The following is a 19,179-nucleotide window of genomic DNA, read 5'->3' on the forward strand; positions in this document are numbered from 1 at the left end:
ATCCGCGTGGGAATTTGTCCACAGGCAGCAGGTATTCGGCATATGAGATGAAGAGCAATGCCGCTTCGGACGCCGGCTGCGAACCACCCGTGTTCGAACCCCGGACGAGCGGGACTTCCGCCACCGACACCGGGTAACGTCGTGGCGTGTCCGCCGACCCACCGCAGCGCGCCGTCGAAGTCCGCCGGAGCGCGCGCCGCCGCAGGACCGTATCCGCCTATCGCGAGGGTGACCGTACGGTCGTCCTCATCCCTGCCCGGATGTCCGAGGCGGAGGAGCAGCGCTGGGTGGGCGTCATGCTCGACAAGCTGGCTGCCCAGGAGAGCAAACGCACCCTCGGGGACGCGGAACTCACCGAGCGCGCCGAGCGTTTGTCCGAGCAGTACTTCGACGGCCGCGCCCGCCCCCGCTCGGTCCGCTGGGTCACCAACCAGAACACCCGCTGGGGCTCCTGCACCCCGGCCGAGGGCAGCATCCGGCTCTCGCACCGCCTCCAGGGCATGCCCGAGTACGTCGTCGACTACGTGCTCCTGCACGAGCTGGCCCACCTCCTCGTGCCCGGGCACGGCCCCCGCTTCTGGGAGCTGCTGGAGGCGTACCCGCGCACCGAGCGGGCCCGGGGCTACCTGGAGGGCGTGGTCGCGGCCGAGCGTCTGCCGAAGGTACCCACCGCCCGCGAGGAGTGACCGCGCCCGCCGAGTGACCGCGCCCGCCGGAGCGGACCGGGCGGAGCCGACCGTCTCCCTACCACCCGTCATGTCACACAGCGTGATGTGTACCGGGTTGGTACCGGCTTGGCCGGATGTCGGTAGATGCCGTTAGCCTGTGCGGCACGAATGCTCAGTCGGGATGGGGGACGTCGTTACGTATGGCAAGGGAATTCCAACGCGGCCACAAGGCCAAGGTCAGTGATCTCACGGCGGGCACCGATCTGTACGTAGGCGTCCAGATCGCCGGGCCCGGGCTCACCTTCGACATCAGCTGTTTCGGCCTGGACGCCAATGAGCAGCTCTCGGACGACCGCTACTTCGTCTTCTTCAATCAGCCGAAGTCGCCGGAAGAGTCCATTCAGCTGCTCGGTGCGCAGTCCGGCGACACGGAATCCTTCCGGGTGACCCTGGACCGTGTTCCGGCGTCCATCCACAAGCTGTCCTTCACCGCCACCCTCGACGGCGCCGGACAGATGTCGCAGATCGGACCGGGCTACATCCGGATCGTGGCCGGCGGCGAAGAGGTGGTCCGGTACGCGTTCAACGGCTCGGAGTTCAGCACCGAGCGGGCCGTGATGCTCGGCGACTTCTACCTGAAGGACGTGTGGCGCTTCGCCGCCGTCGGCCAGGGCTTCGACGGCGGGCTCGACGCCCTCCTGAAGAACTTCGGCGGCGAGGTCGCCGAGGAGCAGCCGCAGCCGCAGCCGCAGCAGCAGGCCCCGGCGGCCGGCGCCCCCGGCTTCGCCCCGCCCCCGCAGGCGGCCGCCCCCGCTCCGGCCCCGTCGTTCGGCGCCCCCGCCCCGGCCCCGCAGGCCCCGGCTCCCGCACCGTCCTTCGGCGCGCCCGCCCCGGCTCCCGCTCCGGCCGCCCCCCAGCCTCCGCAGTACCCGCAGCCGGCGGCTCCGGCCCCGGTGCACGCGGCACCCACCATGGCCGCGCCCATCGCCCCGCCGGCCCCCGCGCCGTACGGTCAGCCGCCGCAGCAGCCCTCGTACGGCCAGGTCCCCGGCCAGTACCCGGGCCAGGTGCCGCCGCCCGCCCCGGCCCCCGCGCCGTACGGGCAGCAGCCGGGCTACGGCCAGGTCCCGGGCCAGGTCCCCGGCCAGCAGCCCGGCCACGCCCCGCAGGCCGCCGCCCCCGGGGCAGGTCTCGCCGCGGCCCTCCAGCCGTACAAGGAGGCCCCGACCGGCACCCGCTGGACCCCGCAGAACCAGCAGCTCATGCGTGTGGACCTCGCGATGGGCGGCCAGGCCGTCCTCGCCCGCCAGGGCAGCATGGTCCTGTACCAGGGCAAGGTCGACTTCAGCTACAAGGGCGCCGGCTTCGCCGGCCGCATCGTCGGCAACGCCACCGGCCAGGAGATGCAGCTGATGCGCTGCACCGGCCGCGGCCAGGTCTTCCTCGCCGAGAACGGCGCGCACCTGCACGCCATCGAGCTCCAGGGCGACGCCATCTGCGTCTCCGCGGAGAACGTCCTCGCCTTCGACGAGTCCCTCCAGCACGAGGTCCGCCGGATCGAGGGCCACGGCATCCCCGGCGGCGCCCTGTTCACCATGCAGTTCCAGGGAACCGGCACGGTGATCGTCAAGACCCACGGCATCCCGGTGGTCCTGCCCGTCACCCCGACCACCTTCGCGGACAGCAACGCCATCGTGGCGTGGTCGGCCGCCTCGCAGGTGATCATCTCCAGCCAGGTCCGGCTGCGGCGCAACGCCTACCCCGGCCACAGCGGGGAGACCGTGAACCTCCAGTTCCGCGGCGCTCCCGGCAACTTCATCGTCGTCCAGCCGTACGAGGTCTGAGGGAGCCCGACATGAACGCAATGAACCAGCAGCTCGCGGGCTTCGCCCCGACCCCGGTCACGGCCCGCATGGAGAACCACGGGCGGTCGATGCTCAAGGTCGCCATGCAGAGCGGCCAGGACCTCTTCGCCCGCACCGGCTCGATGGTGGCCTACGAGGGCTTCGTGCAGTACGAGCCCAACCCGCCGGCCGTCCGCCAGATGGCCTCCCAGTGGGTCACGGGCGAGGGCGCACCCCTGATGAAGTGCACCGGCGACGGCCTCCTCTACCTCGCCGACTACGGCGCCGACGTCGTCGTCATCAACCTCGCCAACGACTCGCTGTCGGTCAACGGCACCAACCTGCTCGCCTTCGACGCGCACCTCCAGTGGGGCGTCGAGCGGGTCAAGGGCCTGGCGAAGTTCGCCGGCCAGGGCCTGTTCAACGTCCAGGTCGCGGGCACCGGCTGGGTCGCCCTGACCTCGCGCGGCACCCCGATCGTGGTCGACTGCGGCCGCGGCGAGGACGAGACGTACGTCGACCCCGACGCGCTCGTCGCCTGGTCGCCGAACCTGAAGGTCAAGGGGAAGCGCAGTTTCAAGGCCTCGTCCATGCTCGGCCGGGGCAGCGGAGAGGCCTACCAGATGGCCTTCTCCGGCCAGGGCATCGTCGTCGTACAGCCCAGCGAGGACAGCACCGACCGGCTTCGGGCCCGGGGCTGAGGGGGAGCGGACACATCATGCAGAGCGCACTTTTCGCCCACGCAGAGGCGCAGTCCCAGGACCGGTACACCGTCCAGAACCCGCAGCTGCTGCGGGTCTCGCTGACGGGCTCCGACGACGTGCTCGCCCGCAAGGGCGCGATGGTCGCCTACCAGGGGATCATCGACTTCGACGGCGAGTACCAGAGCACGGGCCAGCGCAACGCCCGCCGGCGCACCGGTGAGGGCCTTGACCTCATGCGCTGCTCCGGCCAGGGCACGGTCTACCTCGCCAACCTGGCCCAGTACGTCCACGTCGTGGACGTCGACCAGGAGGGCCTGACGGTCGACAGCAGCTACGTCCTGGCCCTGGACTCCACGCTGCACACCGAGGTCATCGCGGTGGACAGCCAGTACGGGATCTCCGGATCCGGCAAGTACCAGCTCAACATCTCCGGCCGCGGCAAGGTCGCCCTGATGACCTCCGGGCAGCCGCTGATGATGCACGTCACGCCCGACAAGTACGTCAACGTCGACGCGGACGCCATCGTCGCCTGGTCCACCTCGCTGCGGGTGCAGATGCAGGCGCAGACGCACTCCAGCGGCGTCTGGCGGCGCCGCGGCAACACCGGCGAGGGCTGGGAGCTCAGCTTCCTCGGCACCGGCATCGCGCTGGTGCAGCCCAGCGAGGCGCTGCCGCCGCAGAACGCCCAGATCGGACAGGGCGTCGCCGCGCAGTTCGGCATGGGCCAGCAGGGCGCCCACGCCCAGAACCAGAACAACGCCTGGAACTGACCAGGACGGCGAAAGGGGCGGTCCCGTACGGGACCGCCCCTTCGTCATGCCCTGACTCAGCGCGCGGCGAGCCGCGCCAGGGTCGCCTCCAGCAGCAGGACGACCGAGGTGTCGGCCACCGAGGCCACCTCCTCGTACGGGAACCAGCGCACGTCCAGGGACTCCTCGCTGACCTCCGCCACCGCGCCGGCCGGCGCCAGCGCCGCGTACTGCACGTCCAGGTGCCAGTTGCAGGGCGCCGGGATGGGGTGCCGGTCCAGGCGCACGGGGCCGCCGGGCACCAGGGTCAGACCGTGCTCGATGCCGGACTCCTCGCGGGCCTCGCGCAGGGCCACGTCCGCCATCGTCGTGTCACCGGGCTCGCAGTGGCCGCCCATCTGCAGCCACATGCCCAGCTTCTTGTGCAGGGTCAGCAGCACCCGCTTCTCCACCGGGTCGATCACGAGCGCACTGCCCGTGACGTGCCCCGCCGTGCAGGGCTTGTAGACCCCGTCCGGGTGGGCGGCCAGGTGCTCCAGGTAGAGGTCGCGCAGCTCGGTCTGGTCCTCGTAGCCCTTCAGGACCAGGACCGCGTCGTCGTAGAGGCTCACTTGTTCTCTTCGCCCTCGTCCTCGCCCTGCTGACCGCGCTTCTCGGCGGCTTCGCCGAGCATCTTGTCGATCTCGGAGAAGTCCAGCTGCTCGCGGTGCACGAAGCCGTCCGGGTCGTCCAGGTCGGAGGCCGTCGGCAGCATGTCCGGGTGCTCCCACAGCCCGTCGCGGCCGTCGACACCGCGCGCGTCGGTCAGCGACGCCCACAGGCGGGAGGCGTCGCGCAGCCGGCGCGGCCGCAGCTCCAGGCCGATCAGCGTCGCGAAGGTCTGCTCCGCCGGGCCGCCCGAGGCGCGCCGCCGGCGCATGGTCTCGCGCATCGCGTCCGCCGAGGCCAGCCGCGGCTTGGCGGCCTCGTGCACCACCGCGTCGACCCAGCCCTCGACCAGCGCGAGCGCCGTCTCCAGGCGGGCCAGGGCGGCCTTCTGCTCGGGGGTGTCCTGCGGCTGGAACATGCCGCCCTGCAGGGCCTCCTGCAGCTGCTCCGGGTTGGACGGGTCCAGCTGCCCGACCACGTCCTCCAGCTTCGAGGTGTCCACCTTGATGCCGCGGGCGTAGCCCTCGACGGCTCCGAACAGGTGCGAGCGCAGCCACGGGACGTGCGCGAAGAGCCGGGCGTGGGCCGCCTCGCGCAGCGCCAGGTACAGCCGCACCTCGTCCGAGGGAACGCCGAGATCCTTGCCGAAGCCCTCGATGTTCAGCGGGAGCAGCGCGGCCTTGCCCGCAGGGCCCAGGGGCAGCCCGATGTCGGTCGAGCCGACGACCTCGCCGGCGAGGACGCCGACGGCCTGCCCGATCTGCTGGCCGAACATGGCCCCGCCCATGGAGCGCATCATGCCCAGCAGCGGGCCCGCCATGGCCTGCATCTCCTCGGGCAGCACGCTGCCCATGGCCGCGCCGACGCGCTCGGCGACCGGGTCGACGAGCTCCTTCCACACCGGGAGGGTGGCCTCGACCCACTCGGCGCGACTCCACGCCACGGCCGTGGTGGCACCGGAGGGCAGCGAGGTCACGCCGTCCAGCCAGTGGTCGGCCAGGCGCACGGCCTCCTCCACGGCCGACTTCTCGGCGATGCCGACGCTCGTGTCCTTCACGCCGTCCGCCGTGCCCTGCGCGACGGTCTGGCGGGCGATGTCCTTGGCCATGTCCCAGTTCACGGGACCGCCCTCGTAGCTGAGCATCTGGCCGAGCTGCTGGAAGGCCGCACCGAGGTCGTTCGGGTTCATGGAACCGAACATCGCGGCGAAGGGATTGTCCGCGCCACCGGGGCCACCGGCGCCCGGCAGCCCCATGCCGGGGAACCCGAAGGGATTCGCGGGGCCGCCCTGACCGCCCTGGTTGCCCTTCTTCTTGCCTTCGTCGCCGTTGTCCGGCTCCTCCGGCGGAAGGCCGAATCCGAATGGGGTGTCGCTCACGGGTTTCCTCGGCTCGTAGGGCCGTCGGCGGGAGCCGACGGGCAATGGTCCCGACAACACCACCCAGCGTAGACACCGCAGCCCGCATCCGGGCTCGGTGCTCCGCCGACTCCTGGGCTGCGGCAGGATGGACATCACCTGGTGGGTACGCGTCACGGCGCGTCCCTACTGAAGACAACCGCTGGAGACGCCCGGTGAGTTCCCCAGATCCGCACGTTTCGGATGAGCGCAACCGCGCTACGCAGGACGACGACCGCCCCGAGCACGGCGACGGCGCCCCCGGCGTTCGCCAGCCGCGAAACCCGGAGGGCCCCCGCCGGCCCAGCCCCGTGATCGCCGTGACCGGTGCCGCCTCGGGCGTCGGCGCGGCCCTCGTGAGCCGCCTCGCCGCCTCCGACGAGGTCAAGCAGGTCGTCGCCATCGACGAGCGGCGCGGGGACTGCGCGGCCGCGCAGTGGCACGTACTCGACGTACGGGACCCCGCGATCGCCGAGAAGCTGCGCGGCGCGGACGTCGTCGTCCACCTCGCCCTCGACCTCGACCTGGAGACGGACCCGGCGGCCCGCACGGCCTACAACGTGCGCGGGACCCAGACCGTCCTCACGGCGGCCGCCGCGGCCGGCGTGCACCGCGTCGTGCTGTGCACCTCCGCGATGGTCTACGGGGCCCTGCCCGACAACGACATCCCGCTGTCGGAGGACTCCGAGCTGCGGGCCACCGCCGAGGCGACCGGCGTCGGCGACCTGCTGGAGATCGAGCGCCTCGGCCGCCGGGCGCCCCGCGCCCACCCCGGGCTCAACGTCACCGTGGTCCGCCCCGCGGTCCTGGTCGGCGGCACCGACACCGCCCTGACCCGGTACTTCGAGTCCCCGCGCCTGCTCGTGGTCGCGGGATCCCGTCCCACCTGGCAGTTCTGCCACGTGGAGGACCTGGTCAGCGCCCTGGAGTACGCGGCTCTGGAGAAGGTCGAGGGCGAGCTGGCCGTGGGCTGCGAGGGGTGGCTGGAGCAGGAGGAGGTCGAGGAGCTGAGCGGCATCCGCCGCATGGAGCTGCCCTCGGCGGTCGCGCTGGGCGCCGCGGCCCGCCTGCACCGCATCGGCCTGACCCCCTCCCCGGCCGGCGACCTCGCGTACACGATGCACCCCTGGGTGGTCAGCGTCAGCGGCCTGCACGCGGCCGGCTGGCGGCCGCGCTGGACCAACGAGGAGGTCCTCGCCGAGCTCCTCCAGGAGGTCGCGGGCCGCCACACCGTCGCCGGCCGACGGCTCGGCCGCAGGGACGCCGCCACGGCCGCCGGTGCGGCGGGCGCGACGGTGGCCCTGCTCGGCGCGGCCGCCGCGGTCCGCCTGGCCCGCAAGCGCCGCGGGATCTGATCCCGCGGCGCCGGATCCTGTAGGAGGCTCCCAAGGCCGGCGCCGCGGGCCGGGCGATTCAGCTATTTCGCCCTGTCAGCGGCTAGGGCACGATGGACGGTATGGCACCGCACTTCGACCACCCCGGCGAGCAGGCCGCCCAGGACCCCGTCCGGCTGCTCGAGATCCGTGACACCCCGCTCTCGATCGACGAGGTCTTCCGGGCCGTCGGCGACGACGCCACGGGCGGCACGACGCTCTTCGTCGGCACGGTGCGCAACCACGACGGCGGGGCGGACGTCGAGTCCCTCGGCTATTCCTGCCACCCGACGGCGCAGGCCGAGATGCGCCGGATCGCCGAGCGCGTCGTGGCCAAGTACCCGGTCCGCGCCCTGGCCGCCGTGCACCGCGTGGGCGACCTCGCCGTGGGCGACCTGGCCGTGGTCGTCGCCGTCTCCTGCCCGCACCGCGGGGAGGCCTTCGAGGCCTGCCGGATGCTGATCGACGACCTCAAGCACGAGGTCCCGATCTGGAAGCACCAGACGTTCGCGGACGGCTCGGAGGAGTGGGTCGGCGCCTGCTGACGGCAGCGGCCGGGCGGACCGACCCCGGTCGCGGAGCGTGATCGGCGGGCGGGTACCCTCACACCCGTTCGGCCGCGCAACACGCCCTCGATTTGCGTAACCCCCCCACGGGCACGAGCGTTGAAGCCACCAACGAAACGCACTTCGGGGCAGGGAGGCACGCCCATGGCATCTCTGGCGTGGTTGCTGATTCCGCTCGTCGCCGCAATCGGCGCGGCGATATGGGGCAGCTGGGCGGCACGCGACCGCACGCAAGGAGACATATCCGAGCTCGCGGGCTACGCACGGTTCCGTGAAGCCATGGGCAACGGCCAGGGTCACGGCAACGCCGACCAGGTCAGGGCGAAGGCCGAGGCGGCTTCCGCCTCCGACGCCGTCTGACGCCGTCCGCCCGGCGCGGGGCGTCCCGCCCCGCTCCCGCTCCGCACCGCCCACCCCGCGGGCTTCCGCTGAGATTTCGCTGAGAGTTTCGCGCACGGACCCCGTACGGACCGGCCCCGAGGGCCGCTCGCCGGGGCCGTCCCGTACTGTCGGATCCATGCCACGCCGCACCGCGACGATGCTCGCCTCCACCCTGGTGCTGTTCGCGCTGCTCTGCGCAGGGGTGTTCATCAAGGTCCCGTACTCCGAGATGAGCCCCGGCCCGACCGTGAACACGCTCGGGGACTCGCACGGCGCGCCGGTCCTCAACATCTCGGGGCGCAAGACGTACCCGACCAGCGGTCACCTCAACATGACGACGGTCCGCGTCACGGGCGCCGACTACGACATGAACCTGGTGGAGGCCGTCTACGGGTGGCTGGCCGGCGACAACATCGTCGTCCCGCACGAGAACCTCTACCCGAACGGCAAGACCGACGCGGAGTCCACCCAGGAGAACGCCGAGGAGTTCAGCCAGTCGCAGCAGAGCGCCAAGGTCGCGGCGCTCAAGCAGCTCGGCATCCCGGTCACACCCCGCGTGATCGTCGCCTCCGTGGTCAAGGACAGCCCCTCCGAGGGCCGGCTGCACGCCGGTGACGTGGTCAAGGCCGTGGACGGCGCCCCCGTCAACGCCCCCGAGGACGTGGCCAAGCTCGTCACCAAGCACAAGCCCGGCGAACCGGTCGAGTTCACCATCGTGCCCGCCGCCGACGCCGCCGCGGCGGCGAAGGAAGGCCGCGAGCCCACCGGCACCTCCAAGGTCACGATCACCGCCGGCAAGGCGGAGGGCGACGGCCGTGCCATCGTCGGCATCCGGGCCGGCAGCGACCACACCTTCCCGTTCACGATCGACATCAAGCTCGCCGACGTCGGCGGCCCGAGCGCCGGGCTGATGTTCGCGCTGGGCATCGTCGACAAGCTGACCCCGGAGGACCTGACCGGCGGGAAGTTCGTCGCCGGCACCGGCACGATCGACGACGCCGGCAAGGTCGGTCCGATCGGCGGCATCCAGATGAAGACCATCGGCGCCCGCAAGGCCGGGGCGCAGTACTTCCTCACCCCCGCCGACAACTGCGCCTCCGCGGCCTCCAACGTGCCGGACGGGCTGACGCTGGTGAAGGTCTCCACCATCGACGACGCCACGAAGTCGCTGCAGAAGATCAGCAAGGGGGACACGGCCGGGCTGCCGCAGTGCAGCGCCAAGCCCTGACCGGTCCGCCCGGCCGGATCCCGCTCCGGGCCCTCTAGGCGAAAGTCGCCGCCAGGGCCTCGGCCAGGCCCGGCACCAGGCCCCCGCCGGTGAGGACCTCCGTCGAGGAGTCCTTCTCGCGCAGCCGTACGGCGGACTCCCGCGAGCCGTCGCGCAGCACGGCCACGGTGATCCGGACCTCCTGGCGCTCCGGGTGCGAGGCGACCCACTTCGACAGCTGCTTGTCGCTCAGGCCCTCCGGCACGGACGCCTCCGCGGACGGCGGCAGCATCAGGCGCTCGACGGTCAGCGCACACCCGACGACGGCGTCGGGCCAGGCGATGGTGCCCAGGAACTTGTCGAGGGGGGTCCCGGCCGGGACCGTGTCCTGCTCGATCGGGGTGAGGGAGCTCTTTCCGGCGTCGTCCGTGTCGAGGCCGAGCTGGGAGGCCAGGCGCGGCTCCTGCTTCTTGAGCCGGGCGGTGTCGACCAGCGCGAACAGCCGCGCGGGCTTGTCCCAGCCGAGGCCGGCCGCGTACTCGTCGATCTCGAGACAGGCGCGGGTCAGCGGGCTGGCCGCCATGGGGGTGCCGGGGGAAGGCGAAACGTTGGACATGGACAACATCCTGCCTCCTTTCCGCCCCATACCGGGAACTGACCGGAGCCTCAGTAAGTTGCATGAATGGGCTCTACGATCGGGGGTCCGTTCCATACCAGTACTCAGCGACTTTCGAGGTGCGCACCTTGGCTTTCCAGATGCCGGACCGCGGCGGAGGCCCTTCCGGGCCACGGATGAGAGTCGGACGCCCCTCCCGGCGTGCTCGCACTCTCCTCATGACCTTGGGCGTGCTGGCCGTCCTGGGAATGCTCTTCATCATGTTCGCTGGCTTCTGGACGGACTGGCTCTGGTTCCGCTCCGTGCAGTACTCCACCGTCTTCACCACCACGCTGTGGACCAAGATCGGCCTCTTCGCCGTCTTCGGCCTGCTGATGGCGGGTGCGGTCGGGCTGAACATCTGGCTGGCGCACCGGCTGCGGCCGCCGCTCAGCGCGATGTCGATGGAGCAGCAGAGCCTCGACCGCTACCGGATGAGCATCGCCCCGTACAAGAAGTGGCTGCTCCTGGGCATCTCGGTGCTCGTCGGCCTGATCGCCGGAGCCTCGGCGGCCGGTCAGTGGAAGACCTGGCTCATGTACGTGAACGGGGTGCCCTTCGGCACGAAGGACCCCCAGTTCCAGATGGACGTGTCCTTCTACACCTTCGACCTGCCCTGGTACCGCTTCCTGCTGGGCTTCGGCTTCGCCGCCGTCGTCCTGTCGGTGATCGCCGCGACCGTCGTGCACTACCTGTACGGCGGACTGCGCGTGACCAGCCCGGGCGCCCGGGCCACCGCGGCCGCGACCGGCCACCTCTCGGTGCTGCTGGGCCTCTTCGTGACGCTCAAGGCGGTCGCGTACTGGCTCGACCGGTACGGCCTCGCCGTGAAGTCCAGCGACTTCAAGGCCGCCGACAACTGGACGGGCCTGCGGTACGTCGACGCCAACGCCTACCTGCCGGCGAAGACGATCCTCGTCGCCATCGCCGCGATCTGCGCCGTGCTGTTCTTCGCGACGCTGTGGCGCCGCACCTGGCAGCTGCCGGTGATCGGCTTCGGCCTGATGGTGCTCTCGGCGATCCTGATCGGCGGGCTCTACCCGGCGATCGTGCAGAAGTTCCAGGTCCAGCCGAACGAGCAGGCCAAGGAATCCCCGTACGTCCAGAAGAACATCAAGGCGACGCGCGACGCCTACGGGATCGCCGGCGCCGAGGTCAAGGACTACCCGGGCGTACCGCAGACCGAGGACCGCACCAAGCTGCGCTCGGCGGCCGACACCACGGCCAGCCTGCGCCTCCTCGACCCGAACATCGTCTCGCCCGCCTTCCAGCAGCTGCAGCAGGTCAAGGGCTACTACGCCTTCCCGTCCACGCTCGCCGTCGACCGGTACAGCGGCCAGGACACGGTCATCGGCCTGCGTGAGCTGAACATCGGCGGCATCCCGAAGAACAACTGGATCAACGACCACTTCAAGTACACGCACGGGTACGGCGTGGTCGCGGCCAAGGGCACCACCGTGAAGGACGGCGCCCCCGACTTCACTCAGTCCGACCTGCCCTCCAAGGGGATGTTCGGCACGGACTTCGAGCAGCGGATCTACTACGGCGAGCAGACGAAGCAGTACTCGATCGTCGGCGGGCCGCAGAAGGAGCTCGACTACTCCGACGACAAGGGCGAGAAGGAGACCAGCTACAAGGGCGACTCCGGAGTCAATCTGGACAACCCGGTCAACCGGGCCGCCTACGCGCTGGCCTTCAGCGAGCCGCAGATCCTGTACTCGGGCGCCATCGGCGACGGCTCGCGGATCCTCTACAACCGCACGCCCAAGCAGCGCGTCGAGGCCGTCGCCCCGTGGCTGACCATCGACGGCGCGCCCTACCCGGCCGTGATCGACGGCCGGATCAAGTGGATCGTCGACGCCTACACGACCACCAACGGCTACCCGTACGCCTCGCGCACCACGCTGGGCCAGTCCACCGCGGACTCGCTGACCAACAGCCAGCGCGCGGTGGTCGCGCAGGAGAACCAGGTCAACTACATCCGCAACTCGGTGAAGGCCACCGTCGACGCCTACGACGGCTCGGTCGACCTGTACCAGTGGGACACCCAGGACCCGGTCCTGAAGACCTGGATGAAGGCGTTCCCGGGGACGGTGAAGCCCAAGAGCGAGATCGGCAAGCCGCTCATGGACCACCTCCGCTACCCGCAGGACCTCTTCAAGGTCCAGCGCGAGCTGCTGACCCGGTACCACGTCACCGACCCGCAGACCTTCCTCAGCGGCAGTGAGGCCTGGGCCGTTCCGGACGACCCGACGACCAAGGCCGGCACGGCGGTTCCGCCGTACTACCTGTCGATGAAGATGCCGGAGCAGAAGGAGAAGGACCAGGTCTTCTCGCTCACGACGACGTTCACGCCGAACGAGCGGCCCAACCTCAGCGCCTTCATGTCGGTCAACGCCGATCCGGGCACTGCCGACTACGGCAAGATCCGCATCCTGAAGATGCCCACCAGCAAGCCGCCGGAGGGCCCCGGCCAGGTGCAGAGCAAGTTCCAGTCCGAGCCGAAGATCGCCGAGTCCATCCGCCTGCTGCGCGGTGGCGACTCGGAGATCGAGTACGGCAACCTGCTCGCGGTGCCGCTCGACGGCGGGATGCTCTACGTCGAGCCGGTCTACGTCCGCAGCTCCGGCCTCAAGTACCCGCTGCTGCGCAAGGTGCTGGTGACCTACGGGAACCAGACCGCCTTCGAGGACACCCTGGAGAAGGCGCTGAACGTGGTCTTCGGAGCCGAGGCCCCGACCACGCCGGTGCCGCCGGCCCAGCCGCCGGGCGAGGGCACCGTCACGCCCCCGACCAACCAGGACCCGACGGTCAAGGCGGCCCTCTCCGACGCCCAGAAGGCGATCGAGGAGGCCGAGAAGGCCAGGCAGGCCGGCGACTGGGCGGCCTTCGGCAAGGCCCAGGACGACATCAAGGCCGCGCTGAAGCGGGCGATCGAGGCGGAAGCGAAGGCCACGCCTCCCGCCTCGCCCCCTCCCTCGGGCGGCTGATGATCAAAGAGTGAGGGCTCCGTCCCGCGTCGTGATACTGTGGTTTCACCGACGCGGGGTGGAGCAGCTCGGTAGCTCGCTGGGCTCATAACCCAGAGGTCGCAGGTTCAAATCCTGTCCCCGCTACTGAAAACGAAGGCCCGGATCCATGGGATCCGGGCCTTCGTCATGTCCGCACGGGACACGCGGTAGCTGAGGTGGGTGAGTTGGGGCAGGAGCGTGTTTGACTTACCTCACTGTGGGCATGTCGACAAAACGCTGTAGTGACCTCACTGACTGCGACATACCAGGTGTACGCGGGTAGCAGGTGATGCGACGATGGGATTTATGGGGGACAGGTCAACTCTGCTGGAGACAGGGCGGTTTGTGAGGGCGCAGGCCGAAGCGGGCACAGGAGCCAACGAGTCGGCACCCGTTGCCGACACGCAGACCGCGCTGACCGATGCGGATTTCGCACAGGAGATGTTCGCCGAGACCGAATCGGCGAGCGACGCCGAGCTGGAGGCCCGGCACCGGGTGGCCGCCGACAAGGGCGACCCCGGGGCCATGAGCGTGCTCGGCGCGCTGCTGCTGCGCCGCGGAGACCTGGACGGCGCCGAGCCGTACCTGCGCGGGGCCACCGCCGAGGGGGACCGCGCCGCCGCGAACAACCTGGGCGTCCTGCTGCTCCAGCGGGGCTACCCCGAGGAGGCCGCCGACTGGTGGCGGGTCGCCGCCGTGGCCGGCTCCGCGCCCGCCGCGCACGCCCTGGGCCGCCACTTCCGCGAGCGCGGGGACGAGCCGGCCGCCGAGTACTGGATGCGCCAGGCGGCGGAATCCGGCCACGCGCTGGGTGCGTACGGGCTGGCAGACCTGCTGGAGCACCGCGGGGACAAGGGGGTCGAGCGGTGGTTCCGCGCCGCCGCCGAACAGGGTCACCGCGAGGCCGCCTACCGACTGGCGAGGCACCTGCGCAAGGGCGACCCCGCCGAGGCCGAGCAGTGGTACCGCCAGGCCGCCGCCCGCGGGCACCGGCGCGCCGCCCTGCACCTGGGCGCCCTGCTGGAGGCGCGCGGGGAGCTCAAGGAGGCCGGGCGCTGGTACCTGACCTCCGCCAAGCAGGGCGAGGCGCGGGCCGCGTGCGCGCTCGGCTTCCTGCTGCGCGACGCCGGTGACGAGGAGAGCGCGGCCGCGTGGTGGCACCGGGCGGCGAAGGACGGGGACGGCAACGCCGCGAACGCCCTGGGCGCGCTGCACGCCGCGCGGGGCGAGACCCAGACCGCGGAGCGCTGGTACCGGACCGCCATGGACGCCGGAGATCAAAACGGGGCGTACAACCTTGCTTTGCTGTGCGCCGCACAGGACCGGACCGCGCAGGCCGAGCAGTGGTACCGGCGGGCGGCCTACGCCGGCCACCGCGAGGCGGCCAACGCGCTGGCCATCATGCTGCTCCAGGTCGGCGACGCGGCGGGCGCGGAACCGTGGTTCTCCAAGGCCGCGGAGGCGGGCAGCGTCGACGCCGCCTTCAACCTGGGCATCCTCTTCGCCAGCCGCGACGAGGACCGTACGGCGCTGAAGTGGTACGAGCGGGCCGCCTCGGCCGGCCACACCGACGCCGCCCTCCAGGTCGGCATCGCGCTGGTGCGGGACGGTGAGGAGCGGGCCGCCGAGCGGCACCTGCGGTGTGCGGCGGGCGGCGGCAGCGCGGAGGCGGCGTTCCGCCTGGCCGCGCTGCTGGAGTCGCTGGCCCCGCCGCCGGAGCCGCCGGCGCTGGGCGAGCCGGTGGGCAGCGCCCCGCGCACCGAGAGCGAGGAGTGGTACGAGCGGGCCGCCGAGCTGGGGCACCGCCGGGCCCAGGTGCGCGTCGGCATGCTGGCGGCCGCCCGCGGCGACATGGAGTCGGCCGCGCGCTGGTACCGGGAGGCGGCCGAGGCCGGGTCCCGCAACGGCGCGTTCAACCTGGGGCTGCTGCTGGCCCGCGAGGGGAGCGAGCCGGAGGCGGCCCTGTGGTGGACGCGCGCGGCGGTGGCCGGCCACGGCCGGGCCGCCCTGCGGCTGGGGCTGCTGGCGGCCCGCCACGGCGACCTCGCGGAGGGGCAGAAGTGGTGCGCCCGCGCCATGGAGCTGGGGCCCGCGGAGGTCTCGGAGCGTGCGGCCCGGCTGCGCGAGGCCCTGGCGGAGGAACTCTCGGCGTGAACCGATTGCGGGGCCGTGTGAAGGCCCGGCCCCGCACCCGGTTCACGCCCCGCGGTTAACCGATTTGCATCTGCCGGGGGCCTTCACGTAACGTTGGGTTCACCGACGCGGGGTGGAGCAGCTCGGTAGCTCGCTGGGCTCATAACCCAGAGGTCGCAGGTTCAAATCCTGTCCCCGCTACTGAAGACTCAGGGCTCGGATCCATTGGATCCGGGCCCTGAGTCGTTTCCATGGGCGAAGTGTCCGGGGAAGCGCAAAGGCCCGGACCCCGCAGGGGCCGGGCCTTTCGTCGTCCGGGATCAGGCGCTCGCGCAGTTCGGGCAGACGCCGCGGTAGGTGACCTCGACCGCCGACACGACGAAGCCGAAGCGCTCCGAGTCCGGCAGGTCGGCCAGCGGGTTGCCCGCGGGGTGGACGTCGCGGATGGCGCCGCACTGTGCGCAGACCAGGTGCTGGTGCGGCCGGTGGGCGTTCGGGTCGTACCGCTTGGCGCGCCGGTCCGTGGCGACTTCCAGGACCTCGCCGAGGGAGACGAGCTCGCCCAGCGTGTTGTAGACGGTCGCGCGCGAGATCTCGGGCAGCTTGGCCACCGCGCGCGCGTGCACCTCGTCGGCCGTCAGGTGCACGTGGTCACCGTCGAGCACCTCGGCCACGACGCGCCGCTGTGCCGTCATGCGCCAGCCGCGTCCGCGAAGTCGTTCCAGCAGGTCACTCATGGGCATCAGCCTAACAGTGAGGGGATTCGGTGTAACTCCCGAACCAGTGCGGAATTGGATGCTTACTTGACTTAGACAAAGTCCATCGTAGGATCGAGTACGGCGAAGGCCCAAGGCCGAAGGACAGGACACGCAGCAATGACGCAGGAGGCGCACGTGACGCAGGGACCGCTCACCACGGAGGCCGGGGCGCCGGTGGCCGACAACCAGAACAGCGAGACGGCCGGCATCGGCGGTCCCGTTCTGGTCCAGGACCAGCTCCTGCTGGAGAAGCTCGCGCACTTCAACCGCGAGCGCATCCCGGAGCGCGTGGTGCACGCCCGCGGGGCCGGCGCGTACGGCACCTTCACGCTGACCCGCGACGTCTCGCAGTGGACGCGTGCGGCCTTCCTGTCCGAGGTCGGCAAGCAGACCGAGACCTTCCTGCGCTTCTCCACCGTCGCGGGCAACCTGGGCAGCGCCGACGCGGTGCGCGACCCCCGCGGCTGGGCGCTGAAGTTCTACACCGAAGAGGGCAACTACGACCTCGTCGGCAACAACACCCCGGTGTTCTTCATCAAGGACGCCATCAAGTTCCCCGACTTCATCCACACCCAGAAGCGCGACCCGTACACGGGCTCGCAGGAGGCGGACAACGTCTGGGACTTCTGGGGCCTGTCACCCGAGTCCACCCACCAGGTGACCTGGCTGTTCGGCGACCGCGGCATCCCGGCGTCCTACCGCCACATGAACGGCTTCGGCTCGCACACGTTCCAGTGGAACAACGAGGCCGGCGAGGTCTTCTGGGTCAAGTACCACTTCAAGACCGACCAGGGCATCAAGAACCTCACCCAGGACGAGGCCAACAAGCTCGCCGGCGAGGACCCCGACAGCCACCAGCGCGACCTGCGCGAGGCCATCGAGCGCGGCGACTTCCCGTCCTGGACCGTGCAGGTCCAGATCATGCCCGCGGCCGAGGCGGCGACCTACCGCTTCAACCCGTTCGACCTCACCAAGGTGTGGCCGCACGCGGACTACCCGCTGATCGAGATCGGCAAGCTGGAGCTCAACCGCAACCCGGACAACGTCTTCGCCGAGGTCGAGCAGAGCATCTTCTCCCCGGCCCACTTCGTCCCCGGCATCGGTCCCTCCCCGGACAAGATGCTCCAGGGCCGCCTCTTCGGCTACGGCGACGCCCACCGCTACCGCGTCGGCATCAACGCCGACCACCTGCCGGTGAACCGTCCGCACGCCACCGAGGCGCGCACCAACTCCCGTGACGGCCACCTCTACGACGGCCGCCACAAGGGTGCGAAGAACTACGAGCCGAACAGCTTCGGCGGACCGCACGAGACCGGCCGCCCGCTGTGGCAGCCGGTCGCGGTCACCGGCGGCACGGGCAACCACGCCGCCGCCGTGCACAGCGAGGACAACGACTTCGTCCAGGCCGGCAACCTCTACCGGCTGTACTCCGAGGACGAGAAGACCCGTCTGATCGAGAACCTCTCCGGCTTCATCGCCAAGGTCTCCCGCGACGACATCGTCGAGCGCGCCATCGACAACTTCCGCCAGGCGGACGGCGACTTCGGCAAGCGCCTCGAAGCCGCGGTCCAGGCCCTCCGCGCCTGACGGGGACCGCTTGCCGTAGCAGGACGCCGGGCCGCAGACCTCCTCGGAGGTCTGCGGCCCGGCGTCGTCTCACGCGGAGACCGCGCGCCGCGCCGGGACCCAGCAGCGGATGACGTCGCGCACGGACACGATGCCCACCGGTCCGCCGTGCTCCAGCACGATCAGGTGCCGGAATCCGCCGTGGGCCATGGCCTCGGCGGCTTCCTGCACCGTCGCGTCGGGGGTGCAGAAGACGACGTTGTTCGTGGTGTGCGCACCCACCGACTCCCGGTCGGGATCGTGGCCCGCGCCGATCGAGTTGAGGATGTCGCGCTCGGTCAGGATGCCGATTCCGCTGTGGTCGGGGTCGAGGACGACGGCCGCGCCGACGCGCCGGCCGGACATCAGGCAGGCCGCCTGCCGGAGGGTGTGTGCGGGTCCGAGGGTGAGGATCACGGTGCTCATTGCGTCGCGGACGAGCATGAAGAGAGCCACCTCCTGGGGTGATTCCCCCCGCTTCGGTGGGTGCACAGTGTGAAGTCGCCTCCAGTGAAACGCTTCACAAAGGCACAAGCGGGGGGATCCTCAGATTCCCACGGACCGGGAGGGCCAGCAAGGAGGCGTGCGAAAGGAGCGCGTCCGGCGCACGGGTGTGTCAGGCGCGCGGGCGGAGCAGATCGAGCATCTCCTCGTGGAGCAGTCCGTTCGACGCCGCCGCGTTCCCGCCGTGCACGCCGTCGACCCCGTCCAGGCTGGTGAAGCGGCCGCCCGCCTCCTGGACCACGACCGCGATGGCCGCCATGTCCCACAGGTTCAGTTCCGGCTCTGCGCACAGGTCCAGGGAGCCCTCCGCGACCATCATGTACGGCCAGAAGTCGCCGTAGCCGCGGGTACGCCAGCACGCCCGGGTCAGGTCCAGGAAGCCGGGCAGCCGCCCCTGCTCCTCCCAGCCGCTCAGCGAGGAGTACGCGAACGAGGCGTCGCCCAGCCCGCCCACGCGGGACACGCCGATCGGGGTGGGCTCACCGAGGGCGCCGCCCGAGTACGCACCGGCGCCCTGCGCCGCCCACCAGCGGCGGCCCAGCGCCGGTGCGGACACCACGCCGACCACGGGGCGGAACACGCCGTCCTCGCCCTCCGCCATAAGGGAGATCAGGGTCGCCCAGACGGGTACCCCGCGCACGTAGTTCTTCGTACCGTCGATCGGGTCCACGACCCAGCGGCGCGGGCCGCTGCCCTTGAGCCCGTACTCCTCGCCCAGGATGGCGTCGTCGGGCCGGGCCGCCGCGAGGCCGGCCCGGACGACCTCCTCCGCGGCCTTGTCCGCCTCGCTCACCGGGGTCATGTCCGGCTTCGTCTCGACCTTCAGGTCGAGGGCGCGGAACCGCTCCATCGTGGCGACGTCCGCCGCGTCGGCGAGTTCGAGGGCAAGGCGCAGGTCATCGTCATACTCGGGCATGCCCGAACAGTAGCGAGACTCCCCGACCCCGGCCAACGAGGTCCACAGTGCGGCCGGCCGG

17 protein-coding genes and 2 tRNA genes are annotated in these 19,179 nt (G+C 71.2%); 13 read left to right on the forward strand and 6 right to left on the reverse strand.

Annotated features, from left to right (window positions below):
• Positions 1-146 precede the first annotated feature (146 nt).
• The 4 genes from E6U81_RS28260 (at position 147) to E6U81_RS28275 (ending at position 3,986) form a co-directional block, all read left to right on the forward strand.
• Complete coding sequence (locus tag E6U81_RS28260; RefSeq protein ID WP_031151554.1) at positions 147-686, forward strand: M48 family metallopeptidase; 540 nt, start codon at positions 147-149, stop codon at positions 684-686.
• A 182-nt stretch (positions 687-868) separates the two neighbouring features.
• Positions 869-2,512: a TerD family protein gene (locus E6U81_RS28265; RefSeq protein WP_136232895.1), complete on the forward strand. Its 1,644-nt coding sequence runs from the start codon at positions 869-871 to the stop codon at positions 2,510-2,512.
• A 20-nt stretch (positions 2,513-2,532) separates the two neighbouring features.
• Positions 2,533-3,213, forward strand: a complete 681-nt coding sequence (locus E6U81_RS28270; RefSeq protein WP_136232948.1) for an AIM24 family protein — start codon at positions 2,533-2,535, stop codon at positions 3,211-3,213.
• A 17-nt stretch (positions 3,214-3,230) separates the two neighbouring features.
• Positions 3,231-3,986 (forward strand): AIM24 family protein, encoded by a 756-nt coding sequence (locus E6U81_RS28275; protein WP_136232896.1) that lies wholly within the window; start codon positions 3,231-3,233, stop codon positions 3,984-3,986.
• 56 nt (positions 3,987-4,042) lie between these two features.
• Here E6U81_RS28275 and E6U81_RS28280 read toward each other — a convergent pair whose 3' ends face one another.
• Together E6U81_RS28280 and E6U81_RS28285 are read right to left on the reverse strand one after the other, a co-directional pair.
• Positions 4,043-4,576, reverse strand: coding sequence for an NUDIX hydrolase (locus E6U81_RS28280; protein WP_136232897.1), 534 nt, complete (start codon positions 4,574-4,576; stop codon positions 4,043-4,045).
• The gene (locus E6U81_RS28285) at positions 4,573-5,991 is read right to left on the reverse strand and encodes a zinc-dependent metalloprotease (RefSeq protein WP_136232898.1); all 1,419 of its coding nucleotides are present in this window, start codon (positions 5,989-5,991) and stop codon (positions 4,573-4,575) included. Before E6U81_RS28285 ends, E6U81_RS28280 begins: the two co-directional genes overlap by 4 nt.
• A 194-nt stretch (positions 5,992-6,185) precedes the next feature.
• On the opposite strand from E6U81_RS28285, the gene E6U81_RS28290 reads away from it, so the two are divergent.
• The 4 genes from E6U81_RS28290 to E6U81_RS28305 all read left to right on the forward strand — a co-directional run bounded on the left by E6U81_RS28290 (position 6,186) and on the right by E6U81_RS28305 (position 9,557).
• The gene (locus tag E6U81_RS28290) at positions 6,186-7,364 is read left to right on the forward strand and encodes an SDR family oxidoreductase (RefSeq protein ID WP_136232899.1); all 1,179 of its coding nucleotides are present in this window, start codon (positions 6,186-6,188) and stop codon (positions 7,362-7,364) included.
• Between the two features lie 101 nt (positions 7,365-7,465).
• Entirely contained in the window at positions 7,466-7,927 is a 462-nt protein-coding gene (locus tag E6U81_RS28295) for a molybdenum cofactor biosynthesis protein MoaE (protein WP_136232900.1), read from the forward strand.
• Between the two features lie 165 nt (positions 7,928-8,092).
• Positions 8,093-8,308 (forward strand): hypothetical protein, encoded by a 216-nt coding sequence (locus E6U81_RS28300; protein WP_031151570.1) that lies wholly within the window; start codon positions 8,093-8,095, stop codon positions 8,306-8,308.
• 157 nt (positions 8,309-8,465) lie between these two features.
• On the forward strand, positions 8,466-9,557 hold the full coding sequence (locus E6U81_RS28305) for a PDZ domain-containing protein (RefSeq protein WP_136232901.1): 1,092 nt from the start codon (positions 8,466-8,468) through the stop codon (positions 9,555-9,557).
• A 34-nt stretch (positions 9,558-9,591) separates the two neighbouring features.
• On the opposite strand, the gene E6U81_RS28310 is transcribed toward E6U81_RS28305, so the two are convergent.
• The gene (locus tag E6U81_RS28310; protein ID WP_136232902.1) at positions 9,592-10,161 is read right to left on the reverse strand and encodes a PPA1309 family protein; all 570 of its coding nucleotides are present in this window, start codon (positions 10,159-10,161) and stop codon (positions 9,592-9,594) included.
• A 131-nt stretch (positions 10,162-10,292) separates the two neighbouring features.
• Between E6U81_RS28310 and E6U81_RS28315 the strand changes: the two genes are divergently transcribed.
• The 4 genes from E6U81_RS28315 (at position 10,293) to E6U81_RS28330 (ending at position 15,536) form a co-directional block, all read left to right on the forward strand.
• Positions 10,293-13,181 carry a UPF0182 family protein gene (locus E6U81_RS28315; protein ID WP_240804058.1) on the forward strand — a complete coding sequence of 963 codons (2,889 nt, stop codon included), beginning with the start codon at positions 10,293-10,295 and terminating at the stop codon, positions 13,179-13,181.
• Positions 13,182-13,233: 52 nt separating this feature from the next.
• Positions 13,234-13,307 (forward strand) — tRNA-Met (locus tag E6U81_RS28320).
• A gap of 192 nt (positions 13,308-13,499) precedes the next feature.
• A complete protein-coding gene (locus tag E6U81_RS28325; RefSeq protein ID WP_136232904.1) occupies positions 13,500-15,356 on the forward strand; it encodes a tetratricopeptide repeat protein in 1,857 nt (618 codons plus the stop codon).
• A 106-nt stretch (positions 15,357-15,462) separates the two neighbouring features.
• Positions 15,463-15,536: transfer RNA gene (locus E6U81_RS28330), tRNA-Met, on the forward strand.
• A gap of 119 nt (positions 15,537-15,655) precedes the next feature.
• On the opposite strand, the gene E6U81_RS28335 is transcribed toward E6U81_RS28330, so the two are convergent.
• Entirely contained in the window at positions 15,656-16,072 is a 417-nt protein-coding gene (locus E6U81_RS28335; RefSeq protein WP_031151582.1) for a Fur family transcriptional regulator, read from the reverse strand.
• Positions 16,073-16,228: 156 nt separating this feature from the next.
• Here E6U81_RS28335 and E6U81_RS28340 point away from each other — a divergent pair, with 156 nt between their 5' ends.
• Positions 16,229-17,680, forward strand: coding sequence for a catalase (locus E6U81_RS28340; RefSeq protein ID WP_206310032.1), 1,452 nt, complete (start codon positions 16,229-16,231; stop codon positions 17,678-17,680).
• Positions 17,681-17,749: 69 nt separating this feature from the next.
• Here the strand turns inward: E6U81_RS28340 and E6U81_RS28345 are convergent, their stop codons facing one another.
• Positions 17,750-18,142 (reverse strand): CBS domain-containing protein, encoded by a 393-nt coding sequence (locus E6U81_RS28345; RefSeq protein WP_136232906.1) that lies wholly within the window; start codon positions 18,140-18,142, stop codon positions 17,750-17,752.
• Positions 18,143-18,314: 172 nt separating this feature from the next.
• A complete protein-coding gene (hisN, locus tag E6U81_RS28350; RefSeq protein ID WP_136232907.1) occupies positions 18,315-19,118 on the reverse strand; it encodes a histidinol-phosphatase in 804 nt (267 codons plus the stop codon).
• Positions 19,119-19,179: the final 61 nt, after the last annotated feature.

Origin of the sequence: Streptomyces sp. A0592 (genome assembly GCF_004795115.1) — a bacterium.
GTDB classification, from domain to species: domain Bacteria; phylum Actinomycetota; class Actinomycetes; order Streptomycetales; family Streptomycetaceae; genus Streptomyces; species Streptomyces erythrochromogenes.

Excerpts from the sequence above, each read along its gene's own strand:
- E6U81_RS28265 (WP_136232895.1), top strand. The coding sequence starts at position 869 with ATGGCAAGGGAATTCCAACGCGGCCACAAGGCCAAGGTCAGTGATCTC.
- E6U81_RS28325 (WP_136232904.1), top strand. The coding sequence starts at position 13,500 with ATGGGATTTATGGGGGACAGGTCAACTCTGCTGGAGACAGGGCGGTTT.
- E6U81_RS28300 (WP_031151570.1), top strand. The coding sequence starts at position 8,093 with ATGGCATCTCTGGCGTGGTTGCTGATTCCGCTCGTCGCCGCAATCGGC.
- E6U81_RS28310 (WP_136232902.1), bottom strand. The coding sequence starts at position 10,161 with ATGTTGTCCATGTCCAACGTTTCGCCTTCCCCCGGCACCCCCATGGCG.
- E6U81_RS28270 (WP_136232948.1), top strand. The coding sequence starts at position 2,533 with ATGAACCAGCAGCTCGCGGGCTTCGCCCCGACCCCGGTCACGGCCCGC.
- E6U81_RS28305 (WP_136232901.1), top strand. The coding sequence starts at position 8,466 with ATGCCACGCCGCACCGCGACGATGCTCGCCTCCACCCTGGTGCTGTTC.
- E6U81_RS28275 (WP_136232896.1), top strand. The coding sequence starts at position 3,231 with ATGCAGAGCGCACTTTTCGCCCACGCAGAGGCGCAGTCCCAGGACCGG.
- hisN (WP_136232907.1), bottom strand. The coding sequence starts at position 19,118 with ATGCCCGAGTATGACGATGACCTGCGCCTTGCCCTCGAACTCGCCGAC.
- E6U81_RS28295 (WP_136232900.1), top strand. The coding sequence starts at position 7,466 with ATGGCACCGCACTTCGACCACCCCGGCGAGCAGGCCGCCCAGGACCCC.
- E6U81_RS28315 (WP_240804058.1), top strand. The coding sequence starts at position 10,293 with ATGCCGGACCGCGGCGGAGGCCCTTCCGGGCCACGGATGAGAGTCGGA.
- E6U81_RS28335 (WP_031151582.1), bottom strand. The coding sequence starts at position 16,072 with ATGAGTGACCTGCTGGAACGACTTCGCGGACGCGGCTGGCGCATGACG.
- E6U81_RS28345 (WP_136232906.1), bottom strand. The coding sequence starts at position 18,142 with ATGCTCGTCCGCGACGCAATGAGCACCGTGATCCTCACCCTCGGACCC.